Consider the following 21,870-nt stretch of genomic DNA (forward strand, 5'->3'; position numbering starts at 1 on the left):
CCTTGCAAACCGGGTCAGTCATTTACGGTCAGATCAGAGTGAAATGGCCACCCTTTTCGGGGTGGCCAGACAGCCTTTTAACGTTCCATGCGCATCAGAACCGAGGCCGTACCTTTCACATGCTCTGGCCAACGCAACAGAAAAATGTCGCCTGTCGCCCCCTGTTCGACCTCAACATGAGGCGCACTGAAGACATGGTTGTTGAACACCCCTGAAAGCACACCGATCGTCGCAACCCCATCGCAGCCTCGTGCCTTGCCGTCGAAAGGCAACTGCCCGTTTGCCGAAACAGGCCAAAGATTGGACACCGAGTGCTGCGTATAGCGAACCCTCAACGGGTTTGCGGATTTCCTGGTTACGCCATGATACGTATTGTTCTGGAAAGTCACGTTCGTGTGCCTGTCTTTGTTCAAGTCGGCGAAGGTTGTATCTACACGTTCCGCTCGAAAGATCCCACCGTTCGTGGCACGAAACTTGTTGCCGGTCACGACCAGGCCATTGAGAAAATGCCCGGGCCCATAGGGGCGAATGACGATGAAACTAAACCAGGACGGGGCCTGACTGGAATAAAAGATGTTGTCCGTGATGCTCATCGCACTGAACGAAAAGCCACTCGTATAGGTCGGCGACGGGTCGCGTTCATTCGTCCATTCGATGAAACAGTTGTCGACATAATTCTCGGCGATAGTGGAGCTGTTGTAGGTGCCGATCATGATCAAACCGGCCGTACGCACACCTTGCGGGATGCTATCGCCCTGAAAGACATGGTTGCCCAGAACCATGTTGTTGTCGCCCCCCAGAACGGCGAAATGTCTGAAACGCACCGCTCGGTTGTGGCGCAGCTTCACATCGTTTGAATTGGTATTCAACGCAATGGAATACCGGTCCGTTACGACAAGGGATTCTTCTGCTGACAGGAACTGGCAATTGTCGATCAGCATGCCCTTGCACCCCGTTCCGGTCGACGTGATCCCCCGGTCTTTCGGGCGGCTGACAAAACAGTCGTTTAACGAAAATGTACTGCCGGCGGCCGCCAAACGAATTCCGCTGCATCGGCTGTTGCATTGAAATTCGATCTGCTCCATGCCGAATTTTCGAAGCGTGCTGAAGCCGCTGAAATCCAGCAGGTACTTGAAGGAATAGAATGTGAAAGACTGGGTCCCCGACGCCCCAACAAGAGGCGCGCTCAGCGTGATCTCACCTGCACCGACATTCTTTGACCGTACATAGATTTCGCGCCCGACGCCGCTGCCGGCAACGTAGGACCCGACGGGAATGTTGGCGACATTCGCGACATTGGTCAGACGCGTTTTGTCGGACGGGTCATAGGTCGCAGTCGAGGTGAACGTTTCCGTATCCCACGCCGAACTGCTTTTGACGTCAAACTGACCATTCCGGATCACGCGACGGGTTGAAAAACCACTCTGCTTGTTGGGAACCGCTGCTGCCATATCGATCGGCGCGGTGACGGAAATCTTGCGACCACCCAAATCCAGCGAGTCATGATCCGAATTGTTCAGAAGGGCCTGAAACGCTTTTTTGAATGCCAGTTCTTCGTCTCCGAAAGCCGAAATGTAAGCCGGCAGATGGAAATCCTTTGTCAGCAACAGCATCTTGTCATCCGGCATGGTAACTGTGCCTTCCAAGTCCATTTCGGACGTCATACTGGTGTTTTCGGCCAGATGATAAGTCCCTTGCGGAACGTAAACCCGACGGCCACCCGCCGCCTGGTCGGCCGCTTCAAACGCAGCCGAATCGTCCGTCACACCGTCGCCGATGGCCCCGTAGTCGCGCACATCCACAACACTGATCATCTCACGCAGGAAGACACCGGTGACATCCGTGATCTCCAGATCGTCGACGCGCACCAGCGCCCCATTCGCGCCCTCAATATCCAGACCGAAATGGCCATACAGGGCGGCCAGCCCCCAGGGCATGTCCACGCCGGGGCGCTTGCCGGTTCCGACAATCGCCGTTACTTCATGCACGCTTCCATAGCCCGACAGCTGTGTTGCAGGCCCCTGCTCCACGACACCTGCCACATGCGTGTCACCTGCGCCCCCGGCCCAGGCCGCTATGCGCACCGACGGTAAAGGACCGCTGATCGCCTTGACCCGCGCTTTGATCTGCAAATAGCAACCGGGCAAAATCGGTGTCTGGCCCATATATCGAAGCTGTTGGGTAGTTTGAACTTTCAGGATCTCCAGACAGCCACCAAAATCGGCATCCGCAGGCACAAAAACCCCGGTGCCGGATCCACCATATGTGGGCGAGCCCGGCGTTCCGTCCCCCGCAGACCATACGGTCAGGCCATTCGCGAATTGAGGCGGCATGAAGACGATGCCGTCAGTGATTGCCTTGTTCATTGAAAACCCTTTCTAAATCGCGCCGCGCCAATCTGGCGACGCGTCCAAACCCCGTGTCCAGGTCCGCCCCGAACGCGTCAGTCTGAATACCGAAAGAGAGTTAACCACGGCTCATCTCACCGTGACGGTGGTGTTGCCTCAGGCCGCGGGGTCCGCGTTGCCCAACAATTGGACGCCGTTGATTTTCCAACCGCCTTCCAGAGGGATCATCTGATAGTCCAGTATGTGCACACGCCCGTTTGCATCCGTGATCATCACCTTCTGCCACAAGGCTCCTGCAACTTCACGCAATTCCAGAAAACGTATGTCGGCTGGACGCCAGACCATAGGATATCCATTGCGCACCATCTGTCCGAAATTGTCGGGGGTCTGAAAAAGGCGCTGGATGCTGGGGCTGGCAAAGGTGAAGGCCGTGGCAAAATCATCCGCCTTGAAGGCCTGTATCTGCGCCGAAATGTTTGCTTCGATCTCTGCGTTTTGCGCAAATGCGCCCGACCCCAGCCCGACACTCAGGGATACAGCAAGCAAAAATCGACGCATGGGGCCACCTCCTGCAAAAAAGAGTAGCCCCATACGGGATCAGGTCAAATCAGGCCAGCTCTCCGGCCAAAGCCTTGTCGATCAGGGCAATTGTTTCAGGCACACCGTACAGCGCGATAAAGCCGCCAAAACGCGGGCCCTGCGATGCACCCAGAAGCACTTCGTACAACGCGGTGAACCAACCGCGCATGGGGTCGAACCTCTCACGCCCGATGGAATAGACCACCGATTGCAGCGCCTCGTCCTCGGCCGGGCCATCATAAGCTTCAAGCGCGGCTTTCAGCGCTTCCAGCGCCTCACGCTCCTGATCCGTGGGTGCGCGGTGTTTGCGCGTTGGTTTGACGAAATCGTTGAAGTAGCGAACCGCAAAGCCCGCAGCCTGATCCAGATCGGGATGGCTTTCAGCTGTTGCTTCCGGCGCATAGCGGCGAATAAAGCCCCACAGCGTCTCCTTGTCTTCCGCGCCCGAGACCGACGCTAGGTTCAGCAACATCGCAAACGGTACGATCAGGGTCGATTCGGGAACGTCGCCACCGTGAATGTGCCAGACCGGATTGTTCAGCTGAGCTTTCAGGTCCTGCCCCGGATAGGCGCGCAACTGTTGATGATATTCGTCATAAGCCTTCGGGATCACGTCAAAGTGCATCCGCTTGGCTGTTTTGGGCTTTTGATACATGAAATACGCCAGGCTTTCGGTCGGCGCGTAGGTCAGCCATTCGTCGATCGACACGCCATTGCCGGACGATTTCGAGATCTTCTGGCCATTCTCATCCAGGAACAGTTCATAGGAAAAATGCTCGGGCGCGCGGCCGCCCAATGCACGGCAGATCGCGTCATAGATCTTTTCGTTGGTAGCATGTTCCTTGCCGTACATCTCGAAATCGACACCCAGCGCTGCCCAGCGCGCCCCGAAATCAGGCTTCCATTGCAATTTCACGTTGCCGCCAGTGACGGGCACGGTCCATTCCTTGCCGTCCTCGTCATCGAATGTGACGGTATAGGTCTCTGCACACACTTTCTTCATAGGCACATACAGAACCCGCCCGGTTTCCGGATGGATCGGCAGGAAAATCGAATAGGTCTGTTGGCGCTCTTCCCGCAGGCTTTTGAGCATGATGGCCATCACGTCATCATACTTGTCGACCGCGCGCTTCAGGATCTCGTCGAACTGGCCTGACCGATAGAAATCGCGTGCAGAATAGAACTCATAGTCGAATCCGAAGGTATCGAGGAACCGGCGCAACATCGCGTTGTTGTGCTCGCCGAAGCTGGGGTATTCGCCAAATGGATCGGGAACCGAAGTCAACGGGCGCTGCAAATGTTCTTCAAGCGCCTCCGGGTTGGGCACGTTGCTAGGCACTTTGCGCATCCCGTCCAGATCGTCCGAAAAACAGATCAGCTTGGTCGGTATGTCCGAAAGCGCCTCGAACGCGCGCTTAACCATCGTGGTCCGCGCGACCTCGCCGAATGTTCCGATATGCGGCAAGCCAGACGGGCCGTAACCGGTTTCGAACAGCACATACCCCTTTTCCGGAGCGCCCTTCTGATAGCGTTTGAGCAACCGGCGCGCCTCTTCAAAAGGCCAGGCCTTGGACGACATCGCGGTTTCACGCAGTTCAGACATTTCAATGTGCTCCATCGGGGAAAGTGTCGCGGTCACCCCATGCAACCGGACCGGCCCCTCCTATTGTGCCAGTGCAGCATGAGTCAATAAAGCAGTGGCGCAATTCGCGACACACTGCGCCAAAAAACAGTCGCCCTCGGGCAGGTAGGGAAACGTTCCTTGGCCCGCAAACACTCTGCCCGGGATATCTGCGCTGCATTTTCACCGGCCAGCCTTGCTCAGGCCACATTGGTGGGCCGATTGTTCACCCGAAACAAAAAAGACACGCGCGCGGGCGCAAACTTGACCTGGTTGTTTCGCACGCTCACCGAGCAGTGTTAGACAAAGGCGACACGGGGGGGGTCCCCGGACCAGAGGAAACGGGATGCGACGCGAAACCACCAACCGTATACGCTTTGTACTCGAAGATATCGTGCCGCCTATCCTGCGTGACAGCGCCGCGTTTCATTGGCTGGCATGCAGGGTTTGGGGCGACCATATCACGCGCCTTGCCGAATTCCGTGAACGCGCAACCTATCTGACGGATGACGAATACGAAAAGCTCTACCGCGATCATCCGCGCGTGCATCAGGGCACCGACAATTCCGAAGCCTGCATCAAGCGGATTGCCACGGATATCGTCGGGCAGAGCATCTGCGATATCGGCTGCGGCACCGGAGTTCTTTTGCAACGCATAAAGGCCGCCCGGCCCGACATCACGCAACTGAAAGGGGTGGATTTCGTCGTCGATGATGCGGCTGCCATCGACAATATCGACTATGTTGCAGCTCGGATCGAAGAACTGCCGTTTGAAGACAACAGCTTTGACACCGTAATCTGTACCCACGTGATCGAGCATCTTCTGGAATACCGTCAAGCAATCGCTGAACTGCGTCGTGTCGCGCGAAAACGCGTCATTATCGTCGTCCCGCGTGAACGCGAAAGCAGGTACACCTTCAATCCGCATTTCAACTTTTTCCCCTACACCCACAGCTTTCTGCGCGCGGTGTATCCCAGCCCGGACATCCATGTCTGCGAAGATCTGGGGCGCGACATCTACTATTGCGAAGACCGCCCCGAGGAAAAACCGGAACCGGAGCACCAAGGATGACTCCGCCCGCCCCAACGACACTGGTCTGGGCTGGTTTGCTGTTCACACCAGTTATGATCTCGGCCGGGCAAATTCTGTTCAAACTGGCGGGAAACCGGATTGATGTGCGCGAAGCCACCGGATTGGCGGGCCTCATCCAGACGCTGTTCGATCCTTTCCTTTTGACAGCCTTTGCCATCTATGGCTCGGCTACGGTGCTGTGGGTGTATGTCCTGCGGTATTTGACTCTGTCCCAGGCCTACCCTTTTATGGCCCTCAGTTTCGTTCTTGTGCCACTGGCCTCGCACGTCTTCTTCGGCGAAACACTTGGGCTGCGCTACTGGCTGGGGGCCGCGCTTTTGATTTCGGGAATGATGGTCATGAATACCTGATCGCGCGGGATGGATGAAACAAGGTGTTGAACCTGACCCGCTGCGCTCATATCGTGCGTCCTCGAACGACCCCAATCAGGACCATCCCATGACCGAGCAAGTGCCCCACCCGATGTCCCCGCAGGATTGCCTTGTGGCGATCATGGTTGCAGTCTCGGCCTCTGACGAAAACATCCGAACCGCCGAGCTGGTCAAGATCGAGGTTGCCGTGAACATGCTGCCGGTCTTTGCCGGGTATGACATCGATCGGACCCGTCATGTATCACAGATTGTTTTTGACCTGTTCGAACAGGAAGACGGTTTGGATGCGCTGTTTGGCCTGATCCGCGAAAACCTGCCCGAGCGTCTGAACGAAACGGCCTATGCGCTGGCTTGCGATGTTGCAGCCGCCGACGGTTCGCTGGCTGAAACGGAACTGCGCCTGCTGGAAGAAATCCGGTACGAGCTGAATATCGACCGTCTGCATGCCGCCGCAATCGAACGCGGGGCACGCGCGCGCCACACGGTCTGATCTTGGCAATCTGCGAGTTTTAGCTTCCGTAGAGCGAACCCCAACGTTCCAGCAAGGCCCGTTGCAGTTTCCGCGACCTGCGGTTCCAGCTGCGTGCGCCTTCAGGCCGTTCGCGTTGTGCGCGAGGAATCTTGGCGCGATGGGCCACGTCCGCCGTAAAAATGGCAAAGGCCAGATCGACCCCGTCCGCCGTTGTCAGGAAACCGCCCAACCCGGATACGAAGTTCAATGTGCCTGTCTTGGCATCGACCTTGATCGGGTGGTTCTTGACCGGCCGCCCATTTCGATCCGTCAAGGCAAAAGGCTTCATCAATGGGCGCAATACGCCCATTTTCCGGGCCGCGACAAGGGCCGCAACCAGATCCGCCGGCACCATACGCGAGGTATCGCCAAGACCGGAATGATCGACCATCGCGATCCCGTTCACGCCAAAGCTCTGAGACGCCCAACGGTTCATCTCGGCCGCCGACTCCGCCAGGTTGCGCGGGTCAACGCTCCGCGCTTTGGTTGCGGCCAGTCCGACCATCTCGGCCGTCAGGTTCGTCGAGTATTTCAGCATCCCCTGCAAAATACTGTTCAATGGATCGCTGCGATGCACCACAAGGTCGACGCCTTTTGGCGCCTCTCGTGTCACTTGCACCCGATTCAAAACGATTCCATTGGATCGGGCCAAAGTACGAAACACATCACCCGCGTACAATGCGGGTTTGCGCACAGGCAGCCAGCGCGCCCCGCCATTGCCCAGCGCGCCCTTGGCCACGGTCCAGCGGTCCTGCCGCGCACTTGGCTGATAGGTATAGATAGGCAAGCTGCGGTTCTCGACCCGCATGGCTGCCACATCCACTGCCGGCACATATCGTGCGCTGCGTGCATCCATGGTCACATCGTAACCCTTACCGGCACGCTTCCACTCGAAATGGACCCGATTGAAATTCAACGATATCCCGCTTACCGCCGGGCTGTACCCCACATGATCCGGCTGACCGGGATCAATGCTGAACACGAAGGGCAGCGCCCCGTCATAGACCTTGAAGGCTCCTCGAACCTCGGTGATTCCGGCTTCGCGCAGGTTGGCCGCCATCGTGGCCAGTGCATCCGTATCCAACAGCGGGTCACCCCCGCCTGCCAGTATCAGATCGCCACGCAGAATCCCGTTTTCAATTGGCCCATCTGCGATCAAACGGGTTTCGAACCGGTGGTCGGGTCCCAGAACGTCCAGCGCGTAAAGCGCGGTCATCGCCTTGCCGACACTGGCCGGGGGCAAGCCCGCACCTTCACCAAATACCTCCAGCGGCTTTCCGGTCGCCACATCCGCGACGGCGAAAACAACTTCGCCCGTCAACCCTGCGGCTGCAACCAAACGCTCGGCGCCACTCAACAGCGCCGCACGCGCGCGCGGCCTGAGCGAGACCAGCGGCGCCTGCGCCAGACCAGCTGCCGGGATCAGAGACGCCCCCAATCCTCCCAGAAACACACGACGTGAAAAACGACCAGCCATAGTTGGAATAAAATCCCACAGATCAAATGCGCGCAACCACTCGCTGCGATTATGCGTCGGGCAAGGCTATTCCGGCAACACTTCCGCGCGCCATTCGCCGCGCGTCCGAATTTCCGTGGAACTGACATCAACCATCGGCACATTCACGAAACACCAGGCCGGAGCTTGCGCCCGCCCCAAAAGATGCCGCGCCTGCCCGTCGATCCTGTACTTGGCATAGACCCGCGCCGCCCTGGACATCCGGGCAGATATCCGGTCGCCGGGCCGTGCGACCACACCGACAGGGACACTGTCCATGATCCCTCGCCAATCTTTCCAACGGTGAAATTGCGCCAGATTGTCCGCCCCCATCAGCCAGACAAATCGCACCTGTGGATACAATCGCTGCAACGCTGTCAGAGTATCCGCAGTCGCGCGTGTACCTGTCAGCGCCTCGATGTCCGTCACCTCGACACGCGGATGCTGCATCACATTCCGCGCTGCCGCCATTCGCCTGTCCATGGGCGCGGGCCCGCGTTCCTTCAACGGATTGCCCGGCGATACCAGCCACCAAACCCGATCCAGCCCGAACGCCTTCATCGCCTCAAGCGTGACGTGCACATGGCCCTGATGCGGTGGATCAAACGACCCGCCGAACAGACCGACGACCTGTCCAGGTCGCGCATAGGGTATGCCGTACCGCTCCATACCCTGCTGATGTTCAGAACTGCGAGGCGTTGTCAATCAACAGGTTGCACCACATCACCCAGCTGAACCCGCCCGGGTCGCACGACTTCGGCGCACCATCCTCCGTGCCCACGCACGGAGGAATAGCCACCCTTGCCCAGCGCTTCTTCCATCCGGCTGCACGGCGCACAAATCACGGTGAGGCGCAAAATTGCCTCGCCCACCTGCACCTCGCGCCCTTTGAGCGCCGTCAGATTGATCCCCGAAACCACAAGGTTGCGCCGCGGGATTTCAGGCGCAACCGGCCCCTGCCCCAGATATGACCCAATCGCCGCCAGATGCTCCTGCTGGATCAGAGTCACCGCCCGCTTGCCAACGCAGGCGCGGTCACTGATCAGACCGGCCTCGGTAATCACGGATTCCTCGAGTGACACCATCTCGGCCCGGCGCTCTGGTCGCGCTCCGATCCAAGTCACGCAACCGGGCTGCGCCCAACCCGCAATCAATTCGGCCAGTTCCGACATAACTCCCCCATTTACAACGCACCCACACTATGCCGCCCGACCCAAAGACGAGATTCACAATACCACCAGCTTGCCCCGCCCGTCCCGCTCGGATATCCAGCGTTTCAACCAAATTTCCCGACCCAGAGGACGCGACATGGCCGCCTATCAATATGTCTACCACATGCAGGGTGTCACCAAGACCTATCCCGGTGGCAAGAAGTGCTTTGAAAACATCCACCTCAGCTTTCTGCCTGGCGTGAAAATCGGTGTCGTCGGCGTCAACGGCGCCGGTAAATCGACGCTGATGAAGATCATGGCCGGCCTCGACACCGACTTCACCGGCGAGGCATGGGCCGCCGAGGGCGCCAAGGTCGGCTATCTGCCGCAGGAACCGCAACTGGATGAATCCCTGACCGTTCGCGAAAACGTCATGCTGGGCGTGGCCGGGAAAAAGGCCAAGGTCGACCGATTCAACGAGATCGCGATGGAGATCGCCGAGAACTACTCGGACGAACTGATGGAGGAAATGACCACCCTTCAGGACGCGATCGACGCGGAAAACCTGTGGGATCTGGACAGCCAGATCGATGTCTCGATGGAGGCGCTGCGCTGCCCGCCGGACGACGCCGACATCGCCAACCTCTCGGGCGGTGAAAAACGCCGCGTGGCGCTGTGCAAGCTGCTGCTGGAAGCGCCCGACATGCTGCTCCTGGACGAACCGACCAACCACCTGGACGCGGAAACCATCGCCTGGCTGCAACAGCACTTGATCGACTACAAAGGCACCATCCTGATCGTCACCCACGACCGTTATTTCCTGGATGACATCACCGGCTGGATTCTCGAGTTGGACCGCGGTCGTGGCATTCCGTACGAAGGCAACTACTCTTCGTGGCTGGAACAAAAGGCCAAGCGGCTTGAGCAAGAGGCCCGCGAAGACAAATCCAAGCAGAAGACGCTTCAGCGCGAACTGGAATGGATGCGTCAGGGTCAAAAGGCGCGTCAGGCCAAATCCAAAGCCCGGATCAACGCCTATAACGAGTTGGCGGAACAGTCCGAACGCGAAAAGCTGACCCGCGCCCAGATCGTCATCCCCAACGGCCCGCGCCTTGGCAGCAAGGTGATCGAGGTCAATGGGCTGGCCAAGCACATGGGCGACAAGCAACTGATCGAAAATCTCTCGTTCAGCCTGCCGCCCGGTGGCATCGTCGGCGTGATCGGACCCAACGGCGCCGGTAAGTCGACCCTGTTCAAAATGCTCACCGGCCATGAAAAGCCCGATGCCGGTACGATCGAATACGGCGACACGGTGCAGCTGTCCTATGTCGATCAGTCGCGCGACGACCTCAACGACAACGACACCGTCTGGGAGGCGATCACCGGCGGCGCCGAGATCATCCAGCTGGGCGACGCGCAGGTCAATTCCCGCGCCTATTGCTCGTCCTTTAACTTCAAGGGCGGCGACCAGCAGAAAAAGGTCTCTCTGCTGTCAGGCGGTGAGCGTAACCGCGTCCACATGGCCCGCCTGCTGAAAGAGGGCGGCAACGTCCTGCTGCTGGACGAACCGACCAACGATCTGGACGTCGAAACCCTGCGCGCGCTGGAAGATGCGCTTGTCGATTTCGCCGGCTGCGCCGTGGTGATCTCGCACGATCGTTTCTTCCTCGACCGGATCTGTACGCACATCCTGGCCTTTGAAGGTGATGCCCATGTGGAATGGTTCGAGGGCAACTTCGAGGACTACGAAGAGGACAAAAAGCGCCGTTTGGGACCGGATGCGCTGGAGCCCAAGCGGTTGAAGCACAAAAAGTTTGCGCGGTAGACGCCCCAGAGAAATAAATTGATGACCAATACAGGCCGCTCTTGGAATACCAAGCGGCCTGTTTTTTTACCGTTATTCTCAAAGCCAGGCAAATTTGATACTCTAATTGCAATTCCTTTGTTTGAGTATTGTTATGGCAGAACCCATCACCGCACTTGCTGCACCCCTGATGCCATTTCTGGACTATCTGCGGCCAAACAAATCACCCTATGTGCTGGTATCTGTCGCAATTCTGACGTGCTTGCTGTTACCTCAGAACAACCTGTTTGAGAGCCCATTTGGATGGATGTACCATATTCCAATTTACTGCGTGATTGCCTGTACGGTCGTGCTGTCCTTTTTGTACCGCCCACCCGAGGTTGTACGGCACAACGCCAAAGCATCCGGGCACTTGGCCACGACGACAAACCTGACCGAGGTGTCCGATGACAGCATGGTCGACATGGATCATCAGCTAAAGTTCTCTCGGTCGTTCTGTCTAATATGCGGGCTCGTTTCTCTCTACATTTTGTTCAAGTCCGAAAGCAGACCATTTTTCGAAATATTCACCGTGCTTTATTTTGTTATCGTTTTTCATATTGCGGTGTTCATGGGTTATCTTCTGTTTCGATCCCTGCGAGAAGAAAGCATAAACAAATTTGCGGTTTTTCAGATTGGTTTCATTACAGGAATAAGCCTACTCGGAACCGCACTGTCTTACGACCAAATCAACAAGAATGATTATTCCATTCTGTCGAATTGCACTCAAAACTCGCTGCTCATTCTGGACAACAACGAAAATATCGCAAGGTTCGAGGAAGAAAGGGGAATATTTCTGGACGGAATGCCTATTCCACCAGAAGACCAAGGCTTTCCCCCAGCCGAGACGGCATATACCAAATGCGATACACCGGAAACGGTCGTTTTTTCCGGTTACTTGTATGAGATTGACCCCAAGGACATCACCAAAAGAATCGATTGGAAAGCAACAAACACCATTATCTTCGCGATAGCCTGGCTTGCATTTATGTTGTTTTGGGTTCTTCGTTTGAAGAAATTCATTCGCGTGGTGTTCGTAGATTAAAAGGCGAAGAGGGATAACTTTCCAACCAATCTCTCGCAACGCTCAGGGCTGAAAACCTTTGGATGAACGCAACGGCGCGGCCTTCTTCGCCGACTGAAACCATCGCAAGATACCTGACAAAATCGACAAATGCTGATACAAGCGGCAAAACCACGTCAAAATTACGTGCGGTTTTCACGGCCACAGAAGAAGTTTGACACTCTCTCTTGTCACCCGGCCCCAACACTGCTAAACGCACCCAATCTTGCGGCCTCGGATTCGTTCCGGGGCCTTAGATATTTTGAACCGGGGACCTTCGGGGCCCTATACCCTTGGCACCTACGGGGGCCTCTCACATAGCGGGGAACCCCCTCGCACTTGCTAAACGGAAGACAGAAAGCATGGCACTCAAGTCGTACAAGCCGACGACGCCGGGCCAGCGCGGGCTGGTGCTGATCGACCGTTCGGAGCTTTGGAAAGGACGTCCGGTCAAGTCTCTCACTGAGGGTTTGACCAAATCGGGCGGCCGGAACAACACCGGACGGATCACTTCACGCCGCCGCGGCGGTGGCGCAAAGCGTCTCTACCGGATCGTTGACTTCAAACGGAACAAATTTGATGTCGCGGCAACCGTCGAGCGGATCGAATACGACCCGAACCGGACCGCATTCATCGCACTGGTAAAATACGAAGACGGCGAGCAGGCCTATATCCTGGCTCCGCAGCGTCTGGCTGTTGGTGACAAAGTCGTGGCATCTGCCAAGGCCGACATCAAGCCGGGCAACGCAATGCCGTTCTCGGGCATGCCCATTGGTACCATCGTCCACAATATCGAGATGAAGCCTGGCAAAGGCGGTCAGATCGCACGTGCGGCCGGTACTTACGCTCAGTTCGTTGGTCGCGATGGCGGCTACGCTCAGATCCGTCTGAGCTCGGGCGAGCTGCGCATGGTCCGTCAGGAATGCATGGCCACCGTTGGTGCCGTGTCCAACCCCGACAACTCGAACCAGAACCTCGGTAAAGCCGGTCGTATGCGCCACAAAGGCGTTCGTCCGTCGGTTCGTGGTGTTGCAATGAACCCGATCGATCACCCGCACGGTGGTGGTGAAGGTCGTACCTCGGGTGGCCGTACACCGGTTACACCGTGGGGTAAGGACACCAAGGGTAAGCGTACCCGCAACAAGAACAAAGCGTCCCAGAAGCTGATCATCCGCTCGCGGCACGCCAAGAAGAAGGGACGTTAATCTATGTCTCGCTCTGTTTGGAAGGGTCCTTTCGTCGATGCTTATGTGCTGAAAAAAGCCGAAGCAGCGCGCGAGTCGGGCCGCAACGAAGTCATCAAGATCTGGTCGCGTCGTTCCACCATTCTGCCCCAATTCGTGGGTCTGACCTTTGGTGTGTACAATGGCCAGAAGCATATCCCGGTAAACGTCACGGAAGACATGATTGGTCAGAAGTTCGGTGAATACTCGCCAACTCGTACCTACTATGGTCACGCCGCAGACAAAAAAGCGAAGCGGAAGTAAGTCATGGGCAAGGAAAAGAACCCCCGCCGCGTGGCTGAAAACGAAGCAATGGCGAAAACTCGCATGCTTCGCACCAGCCCGCAGAAACTGAACCTGGTTGCGCAAATGATCCGCGGCAAGAAAGTCGAGAAGGCTCTGACCGACCTGACTTTCTCGAACAAGCGTGTCGCGCAGGACGTCAAGAAGTGCCTGCAGTCCGCAATCGCGAATGCCGAAAACAACCACAACCTGGACGTTGACGAACTGATCGTCGCCGAAGCTTGGGTTGGCAAGAACCTGGTCATGAAGCGCGGTCGCCCGCGTGCCCGTGGCCGTTTCGGCAAGATCATGAAGCCGTTCTCGGAGATCACCATCAAGGTGCGTCAAGTTGAGGAGCAAGCCTAATGGGACATAAAGTCAATCCGATCGGCATGCGCCTTCAGGTCAACCGCACCTGGGACAGCCGCTGGTACGCTGACACCAAGGATTACGGTGATCTTCTGCTGGAAGACATCAAGATCCGTGAGTTCATTCAGAAAGAGTGCAAGCAGGCCGGTGTTGCACGTGTGATCATCGAACGTCCGCACAAGAAGTGCCGCGTAACGATCCACACCGCACGTCCGGGTGTCATTATCGGCAAGAAAGGTGCAGACATCGAAGTTCTGCGCAAAAAGCTTGCTGGTATGACCGACAGCGAACTGCACCTGAACATCGTCGAAGTGCGCAAGCCCGAGCTTGACGCGCAGCTGGTTGCCGAGTCGATCGCTCAGCAGCTGGAACGTCGTGTTTCGTTCCGTCGCGCAATGAAGCGCTCGGTTCAGAACGCCATGCGCATGGGCGCCCTGGGTATCCGGGTGAACGTCGCTGGCCGTCTGGGCGGCGCCGAAATCGCACGGACCGAATGGTATCGCGAAGGCCGCGTGCCTCTGCATACCCTGCGTGCCGACATCGATTACGCACATGCCGAAGCGATGACTCCTTACGGGATCATCGGGATCAAGGTCTGGATCTTCAAAGGTGAGATCATGGAGCACGATCCGCAGGCACGTGACCGTAAAGCACAGGAACTCCAGGACGGCCCTGCACCTCGTGGTGCTGGTGGCGGTCGTCGCTAAGGAGGGAAAGATATGCTTCAACCAAAGCGTACTAAATTCCGCAAGATGCACAAAGGCCGGATCAAGGGCGAAGCCAAGGGCGGCTCTGATCTGAACTTTGGCACCTACGGTCTGAAAGCCCTGCAACCCGAGCGCGTCACCGCACGTCAGATCGAAGCTGCACGTCGTGCCATGACCCGTCACATGAAACGTCAGGGTCGTGTCTGGATCCGTATCTTCCCCGACACTCCGGTCACTGCAAAGCCGATCGAAGTTCGTATGGGTAAAGGTAAGGGTTCGGTGGACCGCTGGGTTTGCAAGGTCAAGCCCGGCCGCGTGATGTTCGAGATCGACGGCGTCAATGACGACATCGCCCGCGAGGCCCTGCGCCTTGCCGCGATGAAGCTGCCGATCAAGACCCGCGTCGTGGTTCGCGAAGACTGGTAAGCGATCCGGGGGTTTCCCCGCTCGTGACAAAATTGACCCCCGTCGGGAAACCGGCGGGGGTTATCATTTGGGGGCGCTGCCCCCGCCGCGGCAAGCCGCGACTCCCCCGGGATATTTAGCGCCAGATGAAGCAGGGGATCCGGATTTCATCTGGCAAAAAATATCCTGGAGCGCGAGGCAGAGCCTCGCAAATGAGCCATCGCAATCGCGATGAAGCTGGGTTAAGAGGGCGCTATGGCACAGATTGAATCACTCTTCGTAACCCGTCTTTATCGCGCAGCCCTGTCCGAGCTCGGTCCCGCGATCGATGCGGAAGAGTTGGAAAACTCCTGCCTTGTCATCGCCGAGGATGACGAGGCCGGGCAGGAGTGGTGTGAGGAAAACGGCTATCCCGGCTACACCAGCTATGCCTCGCTGACCGATCTGCCCTGGCGTTTCCCGATCTTCGCCGATCTGGTCACTGCACTGGACCAGCATGTCGCAGCCTTTGCCAAGGATCTGGAGTTTGATCTGGGAGAGGGCGAGCTGAAGCTGGAAGACCTGTGGATCAACATTCTGCCCGAGGGCGGGATGCACTCCAGCCACCTGCACCCGCACAGTGTGATCTCGGGCACGACGTATGTAGCGATGCCCGAAGGGGCGAGCGCGCTGAAACTGGAGGACCCCCGTTCAGGCCGCATGATGGCCGCGCCGACGCGCCTGAAAGGCGGGCGGCGGGATTTGCAGCCATTCATCTACATGAAACCGCAGGTGGGGGATGTCCTGCTTTGGGAAAGCTGGCTTCGCCACGAGGTCCCGATGAACATGGCCGAGGAAGAGCGGATATCTGTCAGTTTTAACTATCGGTGGGACTGAACGCTCCCACCGAATAACGGCATCTTGAATGCAGGCGAACACCGTTAGCACTCCGCCCAGAATGAACGAAAGCCCTGTCAGGCGGCAGGTGAAGGCCAAGAAAATTCTGGACGGAACGCTTCATATACCGGTCGTCCGTCATCAGGCTTGGGGTACCCTTTGCTGTCATCGTAAAACGCGTGGTAAGTCGCTGCAGGAAACTTGCTGTCATCATACCCCATCACGTTGGGTACAGCCACGCGTATGCGTTTTTGCTTATCATCCAGCATCAGCGCGGCCCCGCACTCAGAACAGGTGCAAAGCTCTAAAGGGCCATCGGGATTGTTGGCGTTGAATGGTTGACGGTTCATCTTATCTTCGGGGCCTGCTGACAGGTCTGTGTAGTTAAAGAACGCAACATGGGTTGTGTGCTGTCCGGTCACGGACTTACAGACATCACAGTGGCATTCATGGTTGTCTATCGGTTCTGCCGTCGCGACTATCTTGACGTGTTCACATCCTCCTGAATAAGGGCTGGTCATTTTCTTACCTCCTCTGTGAACTTCAAACCTTTGTGGGCCTGTTCTATTGGGCGCCGAACGCGGCCCGTTGGCAATACAGACCTTGGCCTGAGTTTGGATGAGGAATACTTCGCGGAAGTTTCGTGATTGGTAACCCGTTCGGCGACCGAGAGCATCCAATTCCCTCGCCTTAAAGAAGACGTCAAACTTTCCCTTGCCCCCCACTCCCTAAACCCTTATACGGCGTCATCCTGCGTGTCCCCCGGCTGAGTCGGGGGATTCGCATGTCTATCATTCATCCACCAGGTCCAAGGTGACCCGTGTACGGGGCCTTCTGGTGTTTTGAGCAAAGGAAAAAGGCGATGAACGCCCAAGAACTGCGTGAAAAGACCCCGGACCAGCTCCGCGAGGAACTGGCCAACCTGAAGAAAGAAAGCTTTAACCTGCGCTTTCAACAGGCAACCGGTCAGCTGGAAAACACAGCCGGCATCAAAGCGGCCCGCCGCAATGCTGCCCGCGTCAAAACCATTCTGAACGAAAAGGCCGCTGCTGCGGCATCGGAGGAGTAATCCCATGCCCAAGCGTATCCTGTCCGGAGTAGTAACCAGCGACGCCAACGAGCAGACCGTGACTGTTTCGGTTGAACGCCGTTTCAAGCACCCGCTGCTGCACAAGACCGTTCGTAAGTCCAAGAAATACCGGGCTCATGACGAAAAGAACGCCTTCAAGGTCGGCGACACTGTACGCATCATCGAATGCGCGCCGAAATCGAAGACGAAACGTTGGGAGGTTCTGGAGGCGTAAGCCCCCAGAATTTTCCATTTGTCGAAACCCTGGGGGAACTAACAAGACCAGCCCCCACAGGTCGGGAGAAACCACATGATCCAGATGCAGACCAATCTGGATGTCGCTGACAACTCCGGCGCTCGCCGAGTTCAGTGCATCAAGGTCCTGGGTGGTTCCAAGCGTAAATACGCCTCCGTCGGCGACATCATTGTCGTCTCGGTGAAGGAAGCCATCCCGCGCGGTCGCGTGAAGAAAGGTGACGTCCGCAAGGCCGTCGTCGTACGCACCGCCAAGGAAGTCCGTCGCGAAGACGGCACCGCGATCCGTTTCGATCGCAACGCCGCCGTCATCCTGAACAACAACAACGAGCCGATCGGTACCCGTATCTTTGGCCCCGTTGTTCGTGAACTGCGCGGCAAGAACTTCATGAAAATCATCTCGCTGGCTCCGGAGGTGCTGTAATCATGGCTGCTAAACTCCGCAAAGGCGACAAGGTCGTCGTGCTGGCCGGCAAGGACAAGGGCAAAGAGGGCACCATTTCCTCGGTTGACCCCAAAGCCGGAAAAGCTGTTGTTGATGGCATCAACATCGCCATCCGTCACACCCGCCAGTCGCAGAACTCGCAAGGTGGTCGTCTGCCTCAGGCAAACCCGATCGACCTGTCGAACCTGGCACTGCTGGACAAGAACGGCAAAGCGACCCGCGTTGGCTTCCGCATGGAAGGTGACAAGAAGGTCCGCTTCGCCAAGACCACAGGGGACGTAATCGATGCTTGATAACGCAACCTACACCCCGCGTCTGAAAACTCAGTACGTTGAAACCATCCGTGCCGCTCTGAAAGAAGAGTTCGGTTACAAGAACGACATGCAGCTGCCCAAGCTGGAGAAGATCGTTCTGAACATCGGCTGTGGTGCCGAGGCCGTCAAAGACTCGAAGAAAGCGAAAGCTGCGGTCGAGGATCTGACTGCGATTGCCGGTCAAAAGGCCGTTGCAACCAAGGCGAAGAAGTCGATCGCGGGCTTCCGCGTCCGTGAGGACATGCCGCTGGGCGCAAAAGTGACCCTGCGTGGTGACCGGATGTACGAATTCCTGGATCGTCTGATCACCATCGCGCTGCCGCGCGTTCGTGACTTCCGCGGTGTAAAGCCTTCTTTCGATGGTCAGGGCAACTTTGCCATGGGCATGAAAGAGCACATCGTTTTCCCGGAAATCGATTTCGACAAGGTCGACGAGGTCTGGGGCATGGATATCGTAATTGCCACCACAGCGAAAACCGACGCTGAAGCAAAGGCACTGTTGAAAGCGTTCAACATGCCGTTCAACGCATAAGCGCCGGGAGGATTGAGACATGGCTAAAAAAGCAATGATCGAACGCGAAAAGAAGCGCGAACGCCTGGTGGCCAAATATGCCGCAAAGCGTGCCGAGCTGAAAGAAATCGCGAATGACGAGAGCAAGCCGATGGAAGAGCGCTTCAAGGCGCGCCTGAAACTGGCGAAGCTGCCGCGCAACAGCTCGGCCACTCGTCTGCACAACCGCTGTCAGCTGACAGGTCGTCCCCACGCTTACTATCGTAAGCTGAAGGTCAGCCGTATCGCGCTGCGCGAGCTGGGTTCTGCTGGTCAGATCCCCGGCATGGTGAAATCGAGCTGGTAAGGGAGACATAGATATGAATGATCCTATCGGCGATATGCTCACCCGTATCCGCAACGCGCAAATGCGCGGCAAGTCCACCGTTTCCACCCCGGCTTCTAAGCTGCGCGGTTGGGTTCTGGACGTGCTGGCGGACGAAGGCTACATCCGTGGCTATGAAAAAACGACCGGTGAAAACGGTCATCCGGCCATCGAAATCAGCCTGAAATACTACGAAGGCACCCCTGTCATTCGCGAACTGAAGCGGGTCTCGAAGCCCGGCCGTCGCGTATACATGGGCGTCAATGACATCCCGCAGGTCCGTCAGGGTCTGGGTGTGTCGATTGTCAGCACTCCGAAAGGTGTGATGTCGGACGCAAACGCTCGCTCCAACAATGTTGGCGGCGAAGTGCTCTGCACCGTCTTCTAAGGAGGTCTGCAATGTCTCGTATTGGTAAAAAACCGGTCGAGCTGCCCAGCGGCGTTACCGCCACTGTGTCGGGTCAGACCATCGAAGTGAAAGGTCCGAAAGGCACCCGCAGCTTTACCGCCACCGACGACGTAACGCTGTCGGTTGAAGACAACGTGGTCAAGATCGACCCCCGCGGCATGTCCAAACGCGCTCGTCAGCAATGGGGCATGAGCCGCACCATGGTTGCCAACCTGGTAACCGGTGTGACAACCGGCTTCAAAAAAGAGCTGGAGATCCAGGGTGTTGGTTACCGGGCTCAGATGCAGGGCAACACCCTGAAGCTGAACCTGGGCTACAGCCACGATGTTGATTTCACTGCTCCGGAAGGTGTCACCATCACCGCCCCGAAGCAGACCGAGATCGTTGTGGAAGGTATCGACCAGCAGCTGGTGGGCGAAACCGCGGCGAAAATCCGCGAGTGGCGCCGCCCCGAGCCTTACAAAGGCAAAGGCATCCGCTACAAGGGCGAGTTCATCTTCCGCAAGGAAGGCAAGAAGAAGTAAGGACGAACACAATGGCAAACAGCAAAAGAACCCTGTTTCTGAAGCGCCGCCTGCGCGTTCGGAACAAACTTCGCAAGGTCAACGCGGGTCGTCCGCGTCTGTCCGTACACCGTTCGAACAAGAACATCTCTGTTCAGTTGATCGACGACGTACGTGGCGTGACCCTGGCCTCGGCCTCGACCCTGGAAAAGGATCTAGGCGTTGTTGGCAAAAACAACATCGATGCGGCGACCAAAGTCGGCGCGGCCATTGCAGAGCGTGCCAAGAAGGCAGGCGTCGAAGAGGCCTATTTCGATCGTGGTGGCTTCCTGTTCCACGGCAAGGTGAAGGCTCTGGCCGACGCTGCGCGTGAAGGTGGTCTGAAGATCTAAGACCTGCGGGCGGGTTTCGATCCGCCCCGATGATCCGGGGGCCTCGGCAACAGTCGGGGCTCACTTGGATTGAAGAAACGGCGCCGTATGCGCCACATGAGAAAAGGGATGCCAAATGGCAGAACGTGAAAACCGTCGGGGCCGTGGCCGCGACCGTGAGGAAGCACCGGAATTTGCAGATCGTCTGGTTGCGATCAACCGCGTGTCGAAAACCGTAAAAGGTGGTAAGCGCTTTGGCTTCGCCGCTCTGGTGGTTGTCGGCGATCAGAAAGGCCGCGTGGGCTTTGGCAAGGGTAAAGCGAAAGAAGTACCCGAGGCCATCCGCAAGGCGACCGAACAAGCCAAGCGTCAGATGATCCGCGTGCAACTGCGCGAAGGTCGGACCCTGCACCACGACATCGAGGGCCGTCACGGCGCCGGTAAAGTGGTTATGCGCACCGCACCTGAAGGTACCGGTATCATCGCCGGTGGTCCGATGCGTGCCGTGTTCGAAATGCTGGGCGTAAAGGACGTTGTGTCCAAGTCGCTGGGCTCGCAGAACCCGTACAACATGATCCGTGCTACCATCAACGGCCTGCAGAAAGAGCAAAGCCCGCGTTCGGTTGCACAGCGTCGTGGCAAAAAGGTTGCCGACATCCTGCCCAAGCGGGACGAAGCACCGGCTGCTGCTGAAGCAGAAGCATAAGGAGAGCGACCCATGGCAAAAACCATCGTCGTCAAGCAAATCGGTTCCCCGATCCGTCGCCCCGCTGAACAGCGCGCTACCTTGATCGGTCTGGGCCTGAACAAGATGCACAAAACCCGTGAACTGGAAGACACTCCTTCGGTCCGCGGCATGGTCAACAAGATCCCGCATCTGGTTGAGATCATCGAAGAACGCGGCTAATCGCTAAATCTTCGCAGAGTTCGAAACGCCCCTGATATTTTTCAGGGGCGTTTTTTCTTGCGTTTAACTGCGTCTGACGTATCGTTTTGATCCATTTTGATTAAAGAGTGAGAAAAGATGAAACTGTTCCTATCCGCGCTTTGCGCGACGGCCATTGGTGTCTCAGCGCACGCAGCCTGCCCTAACAAGGCTCCAAAACTTTCGAAAAGCTATTTCTCAGACGGCGACCAGAAAGTGAATGCAGCCTGGCTCCAAAACAACCTTGCGGGACGCAAAGTCGTTTACACTGGCAAAGACACAGAAACATATTTTTCCGACGGAACCTATTCCTACAAAAGGGATGGCCAAACATGGAAAGCAAACTCATACAAATTCTATGACAACGGGATGCGTTGCATTGGATATCAAAACCCTCGGTTTGATCTTTACGTCGTGAACAACGGCAAACTGATTCTGGTTAATGAACAAAAAGAGCGATACGAGGGGAAGATTAGGAAATAGTCGGTTTTTAGGGCATTTCGTACAGCTTTATCGCAAGGCGTTAGCACTGCCACACGGCCTGCGTTCAATAGGAGAAGCGCCCTTACGGCAGTTTCTGAGTGCTTCTGACGCAAGTACATAATATTCCGAATGTCTTGCGCGATCCGTATTGCGTTGGGATCAACCTTTGTCATACCGAAAACGCATAGCGGCTAGACCGAAACCTGTATTGTTAGCGATAACTATTAGCCCTATCTCAGCCTTGTCCAAACAAGGAACACAAAAGGTAACGTCAGGGAATTCGC

Annotated in this window: 30 protein-coding genes; 23 read left to right on the plus strand and 7 right to left on the minus strand. The window is 56.9% G+C overall.

Translation table 11 applies throughout. The features are described 5' to 3' along the window. Positions 1-77: 77 nt before the first annotated feature. The 3 genes from GOW31_RS07790 to GOW31_RS07800 form a co-directional block, all read right to left on the minus strand. Positions 78-2,366 carry a glycosyl hydrolase family 28-related protein gene (locus GOW31_RS07790; protein ID WP_171169098.1) on the minus strand — a complete coding sequence of 763 codons (2,289 nt, stop codon included), beginning with the start codon at positions 2,364-2,366 and terminating at the stop codon, positions 78-80. Between the two features lie 138 nt (positions 2,367-2,504). Next, complete coding sequence (locus GOW31_RS07795) at positions 2,505-2,906, minus strand: DUF4864 domain-containing protein (protein ID WP_171169100.1); 402 nt, start codon at positions 2,904-2,906, stop codon at positions 2,505-2,507. Positions 2,907-2,955: 49 nt separating this feature from the next. Then, positions 2,956-4,530, minus strand: a complete 1,575-nt coding sequence (locus GOW31_RS07800; RefSeq protein ID WP_171169317.1) for a lysine--tRNA ligase — start codon at positions 4,528-4,530, stop codon at positions 2,956-2,958. A 364-nt stretch (positions 4,531-4,894) separates the two neighbouring features. Between GOW31_RS07800 and GOW31_RS07805 the strand changes: the two genes are divergently transcribed. The 3 genes from GOW31_RS07805 to GOW31_RS07815 all read left to right on the plus strand — a co-directional run bounded on the left by GOW31_RS07805 (position 4,895) and on the right by GOW31_RS07815 (position 6,502). After that, positions 4,895-5,620, plus strand: coding sequence for a bifunctional 2-polyprenyl-6-hydroxyphenol methylase/3-demethylubiquinol 3-O-methyltransferase UbiG (locus GOW31_RS07805; protein ID WP_171169109.1), 726 nt, complete (start codon positions 4,895-4,897; stop codon positions 5,618-5,620). Next, the gene (locus GOW31_RS07810) at positions 5,617-5,991 is read left to right on the plus strand and encodes an EamA family transporter (protein ID WP_217356639.1); all 375 of its coding nucleotides are present in this window, start codon (positions 5,617-5,619) and stop codon (positions 5,989-5,991) included. The genes GOW31_RS07805 and GOW31_RS07810 overlap by 4 nt, the downstream gene beginning before the upstream one ends. Positions 5,992-6,079: 88 nt before the next feature. Next, positions 6,080-6,502, plus strand: coding sequence for a tellurite resistance TerB family protein (locus GOW31_RS07815; RefSeq protein WP_171169321.1), 423 nt, complete (start codon positions 6,080-6,082; stop codon positions 6,500-6,502). A gap of 19 nt (positions 6,503-6,521) precedes the next feature. Here the strand turns inward: GOW31_RS07815 and dacB are convergent, their stop codons facing one another. The 3 genes from dacB to GOW31_RS07830 all read right to left on the minus strand — a co-directional run bounded on the left by dacB (position 6,522) and on the right by GOW31_RS07830 (position 9,190). After that, the gene (gene dacB, locus GOW31_RS07820; RefSeq protein WP_171169112.1) at positions 6,522-8,000 is read right to left on the minus strand and encodes a D-alanyl-D-alanine carboxypeptidase/D-alanyl-D-alanine-endopeptidase; all 1,479 of its coding nucleotides are present in this window, start codon (positions 7,998-8,000) and stop codon (positions 6,522-6,524) included. A gap of 66 nt (positions 8,001-8,066) precedes the next feature. Next, positions 8,067-8,687, minus strand: coding sequence for a nicotinate-nucleotide adenylyltransferase (locus GOW31_RS07825; protein WP_152459921.1), 621 nt, complete (start codon positions 8,685-8,687; stop codon positions 8,067-8,069). Positions 8,688-8,719: 32 nt separating this feature from the next. Continuing rightward, positions 8,720-9,190: an MOSC domain-containing protein gene (locus GOW31_RS07830; RefSeq protein ID WP_171169114.1), complete on the minus strand. Its 471-nt coding sequence runs from the start codon at positions 9,188-9,190 to the stop codon at positions 8,720-8,722. A 136-nt stretch (positions 9,191-9,326) separates the two neighbouring features. Here GOW31_RS07830 and ettA point away from each other — a divergent pair, with 136 nt between their 5' ends. From ettA to GOW31_RS07870, 8 genes are all read left to right on the plus strand, one after another. Next, positions 9,327-10,994, plus strand: a complete 1,668-nt coding sequence (gene ettA, locus GOW31_RS07835) for an energy-dependent translational throttle protein EttA (RefSeq protein ID WP_171169117.1) — start codon at positions 9,327-9,329, stop codon at positions 10,992-10,994. 133 nt (positions 10,995-11,127) lie between these two features. Next, a complete protein-coding gene (locus tag GOW31_RS07840) occupies positions 11,128-12,057 on the plus strand; it encodes a hypothetical protein (protein ID WP_171169119.1) in 930 nt (309 codons plus the stop codon). Between the two features lie 380 nt (positions 12,058-12,437). Continuing rightward, positions 12,438-13,280: a 50S ribosomal protein L2 gene (gene rplB / locus GOW31_RS07845; protein WP_008757664.1), complete on the plus strand. Its 843-nt coding sequence runs from the start codon at positions 12,438-12,440 to the stop codon at positions 13,278-13,280. A 3-nt stretch (positions 13,281-13,283) separates the two neighbouring features. Further along, positions 13,284-13,562, plus strand: coding sequence for a 30S ribosomal protein S19 (gene rpsS, locus GOW31_RS07850; protein WP_068348022.1), 279 nt, complete (start codon positions 13,284-13,286; stop codon positions 13,560-13,562). A gap of 3 nt (positions 13,563-13,565) precedes the next feature. Continuing rightward, entirely contained in the window at positions 13,566-13,946 is a 381-nt protein-coding gene (rplV, locus tag GOW31_RS07855) for a 50S ribosomal protein L22 (protein WP_039538267.1), read from the plus strand. Further along, a complete protein-coding gene (gene rpsC / locus GOW31_RS07860) occupies positions 13,946-14,656 on the plus strand; it encodes a 30S ribosomal protein S3 (RefSeq protein WP_117872244.1) in 711 nt (236 codons plus the stop codon). Before rplV ends, rpsC begins: the two co-directional genes overlap by 1 nt. Positions 14,657-14,668: 12 nt before the next feature. Continuing rightward, on the plus strand, positions 14,669-15,082 hold the full coding sequence (rplP, locus tag GOW31_RS07865; RefSeq protein WP_117872242.1) for a 50S ribosomal protein L16: 414 nt from the start codon (positions 14,669-14,671) through the stop codon (positions 15,080-15,082). 234 nt (positions 15,083-15,316) lie between these two features. Further along, the gene (locus tag GOW31_RS07870; RefSeq protein ID WP_171169121.1) at positions 15,317-15,937 is read left to right on the plus strand and encodes a 2OG-Fe(II) oxygenase family protein; all 621 of its coding nucleotides are present in this window, start codon (positions 15,317-15,319) and stop codon (positions 15,935-15,937) included. Between the two features lie 77 nt (positions 15,938-16,014). Here the strand turns inward: GOW31_RS07870 and GOW31_RS07875 are convergent, their stop codons facing one another. Next, a complete protein-coding gene (locus GOW31_RS07875) occupies positions 16,015-16,458 on the minus strand; it encodes a GFA family protein (protein WP_171169123.1) in 444 nt (147 codons plus the stop codon). Between the two features lie 341 nt (positions 16,459-16,799). Here GOW31_RS07875 and rpmC point away from each other — a divergent pair, with 341 nt between their 5' ends. From rpmC to GOW31_RS07935, 12 genes are all read left to right on the plus strand, one after another. Further along, on the plus strand, positions 16,800-17,006 hold the full coding sequence (gene rpmC, locus GOW31_RS07880; RefSeq protein ID WP_093965352.1) for a 50S ribosomal protein L29: 207 nt from the start codon (positions 16,800-16,802) through the stop codon (positions 17,004-17,006). A 4-nt stretch (positions 17,007-17,010) separates the two neighbouring features. Further along, positions 17,011-17,241 carry a 30S ribosomal protein S17 gene (rpsQ, locus tag GOW31_RS07885; RefSeq protein ID WP_152459158.1) on the plus strand — a complete coding sequence of 77 codons (231 nt, stop codon included), beginning with the start codon at positions 17,011-17,013 and terminating at the stop codon, positions 17,239-17,241. Positions 17,242-17,316: 75 nt separating this feature from the next. After that, positions 17,317-17,685 carry a 50S ribosomal protein L14 gene (rplN, locus tag GOW31_RS07890; protein WP_039523372.1) on the plus strand — a complete coding sequence of 123 codons (369 nt, stop codon included), beginning with the start codon at positions 17,317-17,319 and terminating at the stop codon, positions 17,683-17,685. Between the two features lie 2 nt (positions 17,686-17,687). Next, the gene (rplX, locus tag GOW31_RS07895; RefSeq protein WP_152459159.1) at positions 17,688-17,999 is read left to right on the plus strand and encodes a 50S ribosomal protein L24; all 312 of its coding nucleotides are present in this window, start codon (positions 17,688-17,690) and stop codon (positions 17,997-17,999) included. Then, on the plus strand, positions 17,992-18,552 hold the full coding sequence (gene rplE, locus GOW31_RS07900; protein WP_152459160.1) for a 50S ribosomal protein L5: 561 nt from the start codon (positions 17,992-17,994) through the stop codon (positions 18,550-18,552). Before rplX ends, rplE begins: the two co-directional genes overlap by 8 nt. 19 nt (positions 18,553-18,571) lie before the next feature. Beyond that, positions 18,572-18,877, plus strand: a complete 306-nt coding sequence (rpsN, locus tag GOW31_RS07905) for a 30S ribosomal protein S14 (RefSeq protein ID WP_010437098.1) — start codon at positions 18,572-18,574, stop codon at positions 18,875-18,877. A 13-nt stretch (positions 18,878-18,890) separates the two neighbouring features. Beyond that, entirely contained in the window at positions 18,891-19,283 is a 393-nt protein-coding gene (gene rpsH, locus GOW31_RS07910) for a 30S ribosomal protein S8 (RefSeq protein ID WP_068340741.1), read from the plus strand. Between the two features lie 11 nt (positions 19,284-19,294). Then, positions 19,295-19,828, plus strand: coding sequence for a 50S ribosomal protein L6 (gene rplF / locus GOW31_RS07915; protein ID WP_152459161.1), 534 nt, complete (start codon positions 19,295-19,297; stop codon positions 19,826-19,828). 11 nt (positions 19,829-19,839) lie between these two features. Next, positions 19,840-20,199, plus strand: a complete 360-nt coding sequence (gene rplR, locus GOW31_RS07920) for a 50S ribosomal protein L18 (protein WP_152459162.1) — start codon at positions 19,840-19,842, stop codon at positions 20,197-20,199. A gap of 115 nt (positions 20,200-20,314) precedes the next feature. Continuing rightward, positions 20,315-20,884, plus strand: coding sequence for a 30S ribosomal protein S5 (gene rpsE, locus GOW31_RS07925; protein WP_170419378.1), 570 nt, complete (start codon positions 20,315-20,317; stop codon positions 20,882-20,884). 12 nt (positions 20,885-20,896) lie between these two features. Then, positions 20,897-21,085 (plus strand): 50S ribosomal protein L30, encoded by a 189-nt coding sequence (gene rpmD / locus GOW31_RS07930; protein WP_008757946.1) that lies wholly within the window; start codon positions 20,897-20,899, stop codon positions 21,083-21,085. A 117-nt stretch (positions 21,086-21,202) separates the two neighbouring features. Beyond that, on the plus strand, positions 21,203-21,586 hold the full coding sequence (locus tag GOW31_RS07935; protein ID WP_152459163.1) for a hypothetical protein: 384 nt from the start codon (positions 21,203-21,205) through the stop codon (positions 21,584-21,586). Positions 21,587-21,870: the final 284 nt, after the last annotated feature.

The sequence above is a fragment of the Ruegeria sp. HKCCA0370 genome, from assembly GCF_013033705.1.
GTDB lineage: Bacteria > Pseudomonadota > Alphaproteobacteria > Rhodobacterales > Rhodobacteraceae > Ruegeria.

Bases quoted from the DNA above. Each gene is read 5' to 3' on its own strand.
- dacB (WP_171169112.1), bottom strand. From the start codon at position 8,000: ATGGCTGGTCGTTTTTCACGTCGTGTGTTTCTGGGAGGATTGGGGGCG.
- rplR (WP_152459162.1), top strand. From the start codon at position 19,840: ATGGCAAACAGCAAAAGAACCCTGTTTCTGAAGCGCCGCCTGCGCGTT.
- rplX (WP_152459159.1), top strand. From the start codon at position 17,688: ATGGCTGCTAAACTCCGCAAAGGCGACAAGGTCGTCGTGCTGGCCGGC.
- rplE (WP_152459160.1), top strand. From the start codon at position 17,992: ATGCTTGATAACGCAACCTACACCCCGCGTCTGAAAACTCAGTACGTT.
- GOW31_RS07840 (WP_171169119.1), top strand. From the start codon at position 11,128: ATGGCAGAACCCATCACCGCACTTGCTGCACCCCTGATGCCATTTCTG.
- rpsH (WP_068340741.1), top strand. From the start codon at position 18,891: ATGAATGATCCTATCGGCGATATGCTCACCCGTATCCGCAACGCGCAA.
- GOW31_RS07830 (WP_171169114.1), bottom strand. From the start codon at position 9,190: ATGTCGGAACTGGCCGAATTGATTGCGGGTTGGGCGCAGCCCGGTTGC.
- rpsN (WP_010437098.1), top strand. From the start codon at position 18,572: ATGGCTAAAAAAGCAATGATCGAACGCGAAAAGAAGCGCGAACGCCTG.
- rplF (WP_152459161.1), top strand. From the start codon at position 19,295: ATGTCTCGTATTGGTAAAAAACCGGTCGAGCTGCCCAGCGGCGTTACC.
- GOW31_RS07805 (WP_171169109.1), top strand. From the start codon at position 4,895: ATGCGACGCGAAACCACCAACCGTATACGCTTTGTACTCGAAGATATC.
- rpsS (WP_068348022.1), top strand. From the start codon at position 13,284: ATGTCTCGCTCTGTTTGGAAGGGTCCTTTCGTCGATGCTTATGTGCTG.
- rpsQ (WP_152459158.1), top strand. From the start codon at position 17,011: ATGCCCAAGCGTATCCTGTCCGGAGTAGTAACCAGCGACGCCAACGAG.
- GOW31_RS07935 (WP_152459163.1), top strand. From the start codon at position 21,203: ATGAAACTGTTCCTATCCGCGCTTTGCGCGACGGCCATTGGTGTCTCA.
- GOW31_RS07790 (WP_171169098.1), bottom strand. From the start codon at position 2,366: ATGAACAAGGCAATCACTGACGGCATCGTCTTCATGCCGCCTCAATTC.
- rpsC (WP_117872244.1), top strand. From the start codon at position 13,946: ATGGGACATAAAGTCAATCCGATCGGCATGCGCCTTCAGGTCAACCGC.
- rplB (WP_008757664.1), top strand. From the start codon at position 12,438: ATGGCACTCAAGTCGTACAAGCCGACGACGCCGGGCCAGCGCGGGCTG.
- rpsE (WP_170419378.1), top strand. From the start codon at position 20,315: ATGGCAGAACGTGAAAACCGTCGGGGCCGTGGCCGCGACCGTGAGGAA.
- rpmD (WP_008757946.1), top strand. From the start codon at position 20,897: ATGGCAAAAACCATCGTCGTCAAGCAAATCGGTTCCCCGATCCGTCGC.
- GOW31_RS07825 (WP_152459921.1), bottom strand. From the start codon at position 8,687: ATGGAGCGGTACGGCATACCCTATGCGCGACCTGGACAGGTCGTCGGT.
- GOW31_RS07815 (WP_171169321.1), top strand. From the start codon at position 6,080: ATGACCGAGCAAGTGCCCCACCCGATGTCCCCGCAGGATTGCCTTGTG.
- GOW31_RS07800 (WP_171169317.1), bottom strand. From the start codon at position 4,530: ATGTCTGAACTGCGTGAAACCGCGATGTCGTCCAAGGCCTGGCCTTTT.
- GOW31_RS07870 (WP_171169121.1), top strand. From the start codon at position 15,317: ATGGCACAGATTGAATCACTCTTCGTAACCCGTCTTTATCGCGCAGCC.
- GOW31_RS07810 (WP_217356639.1), top strand. From the start codon at position 5,617: ATGACTCCGCCCGCCCCAACGACACTGGTCTGGGCTGGTTTGCTGTTC.
- rplN (WP_039523372.1), top strand. From the start codon at position 17,317: ATGATCCAGATGCAGACCAATCTGGATGTCGCTGACAACTCCGGCGCT.
- GOW31_RS07875 (WP_171169123.1), bottom strand. From the start codon at position 16,458: ATGACCAGCCCTTATTCAGGAGGATGTGAACACGTCAAGATAGTCGCG.
- rpmC (WP_093965352.1), top strand. From the start codon at position 16,800: ATGAACGCCCAAGAACTGCGTGAAAAGACCCCGGACCAGCTCCGCGAG.
- ettA (WP_171169117.1), top strand. From the start codon at position 9,327: ATGGCCGCCTATCAATATGTCTACCACATGCAGGGTGTCACCAAGACC.
- rplV (WP_039538267.1), top strand. From the start codon at position 13,566: ATGGGCAAGGAAAAGAACCCCCGCCGCGTGGCTGAAAACGAAGCAATG.
- rplP (WP_117872242.1), top strand. From the start codon at position 14,669: ATGCTTCAACCAAAGCGTACTAAATTCCGCAAGATGCACAAAGGCCGG.
- GOW31_RS07795 (WP_171169100.1), bottom strand. From the start codon at position 2,906: ATGCGTCGATTTTTGCTTGCTGTATCCCTGAGTGTCGGGCTGGGGTCG.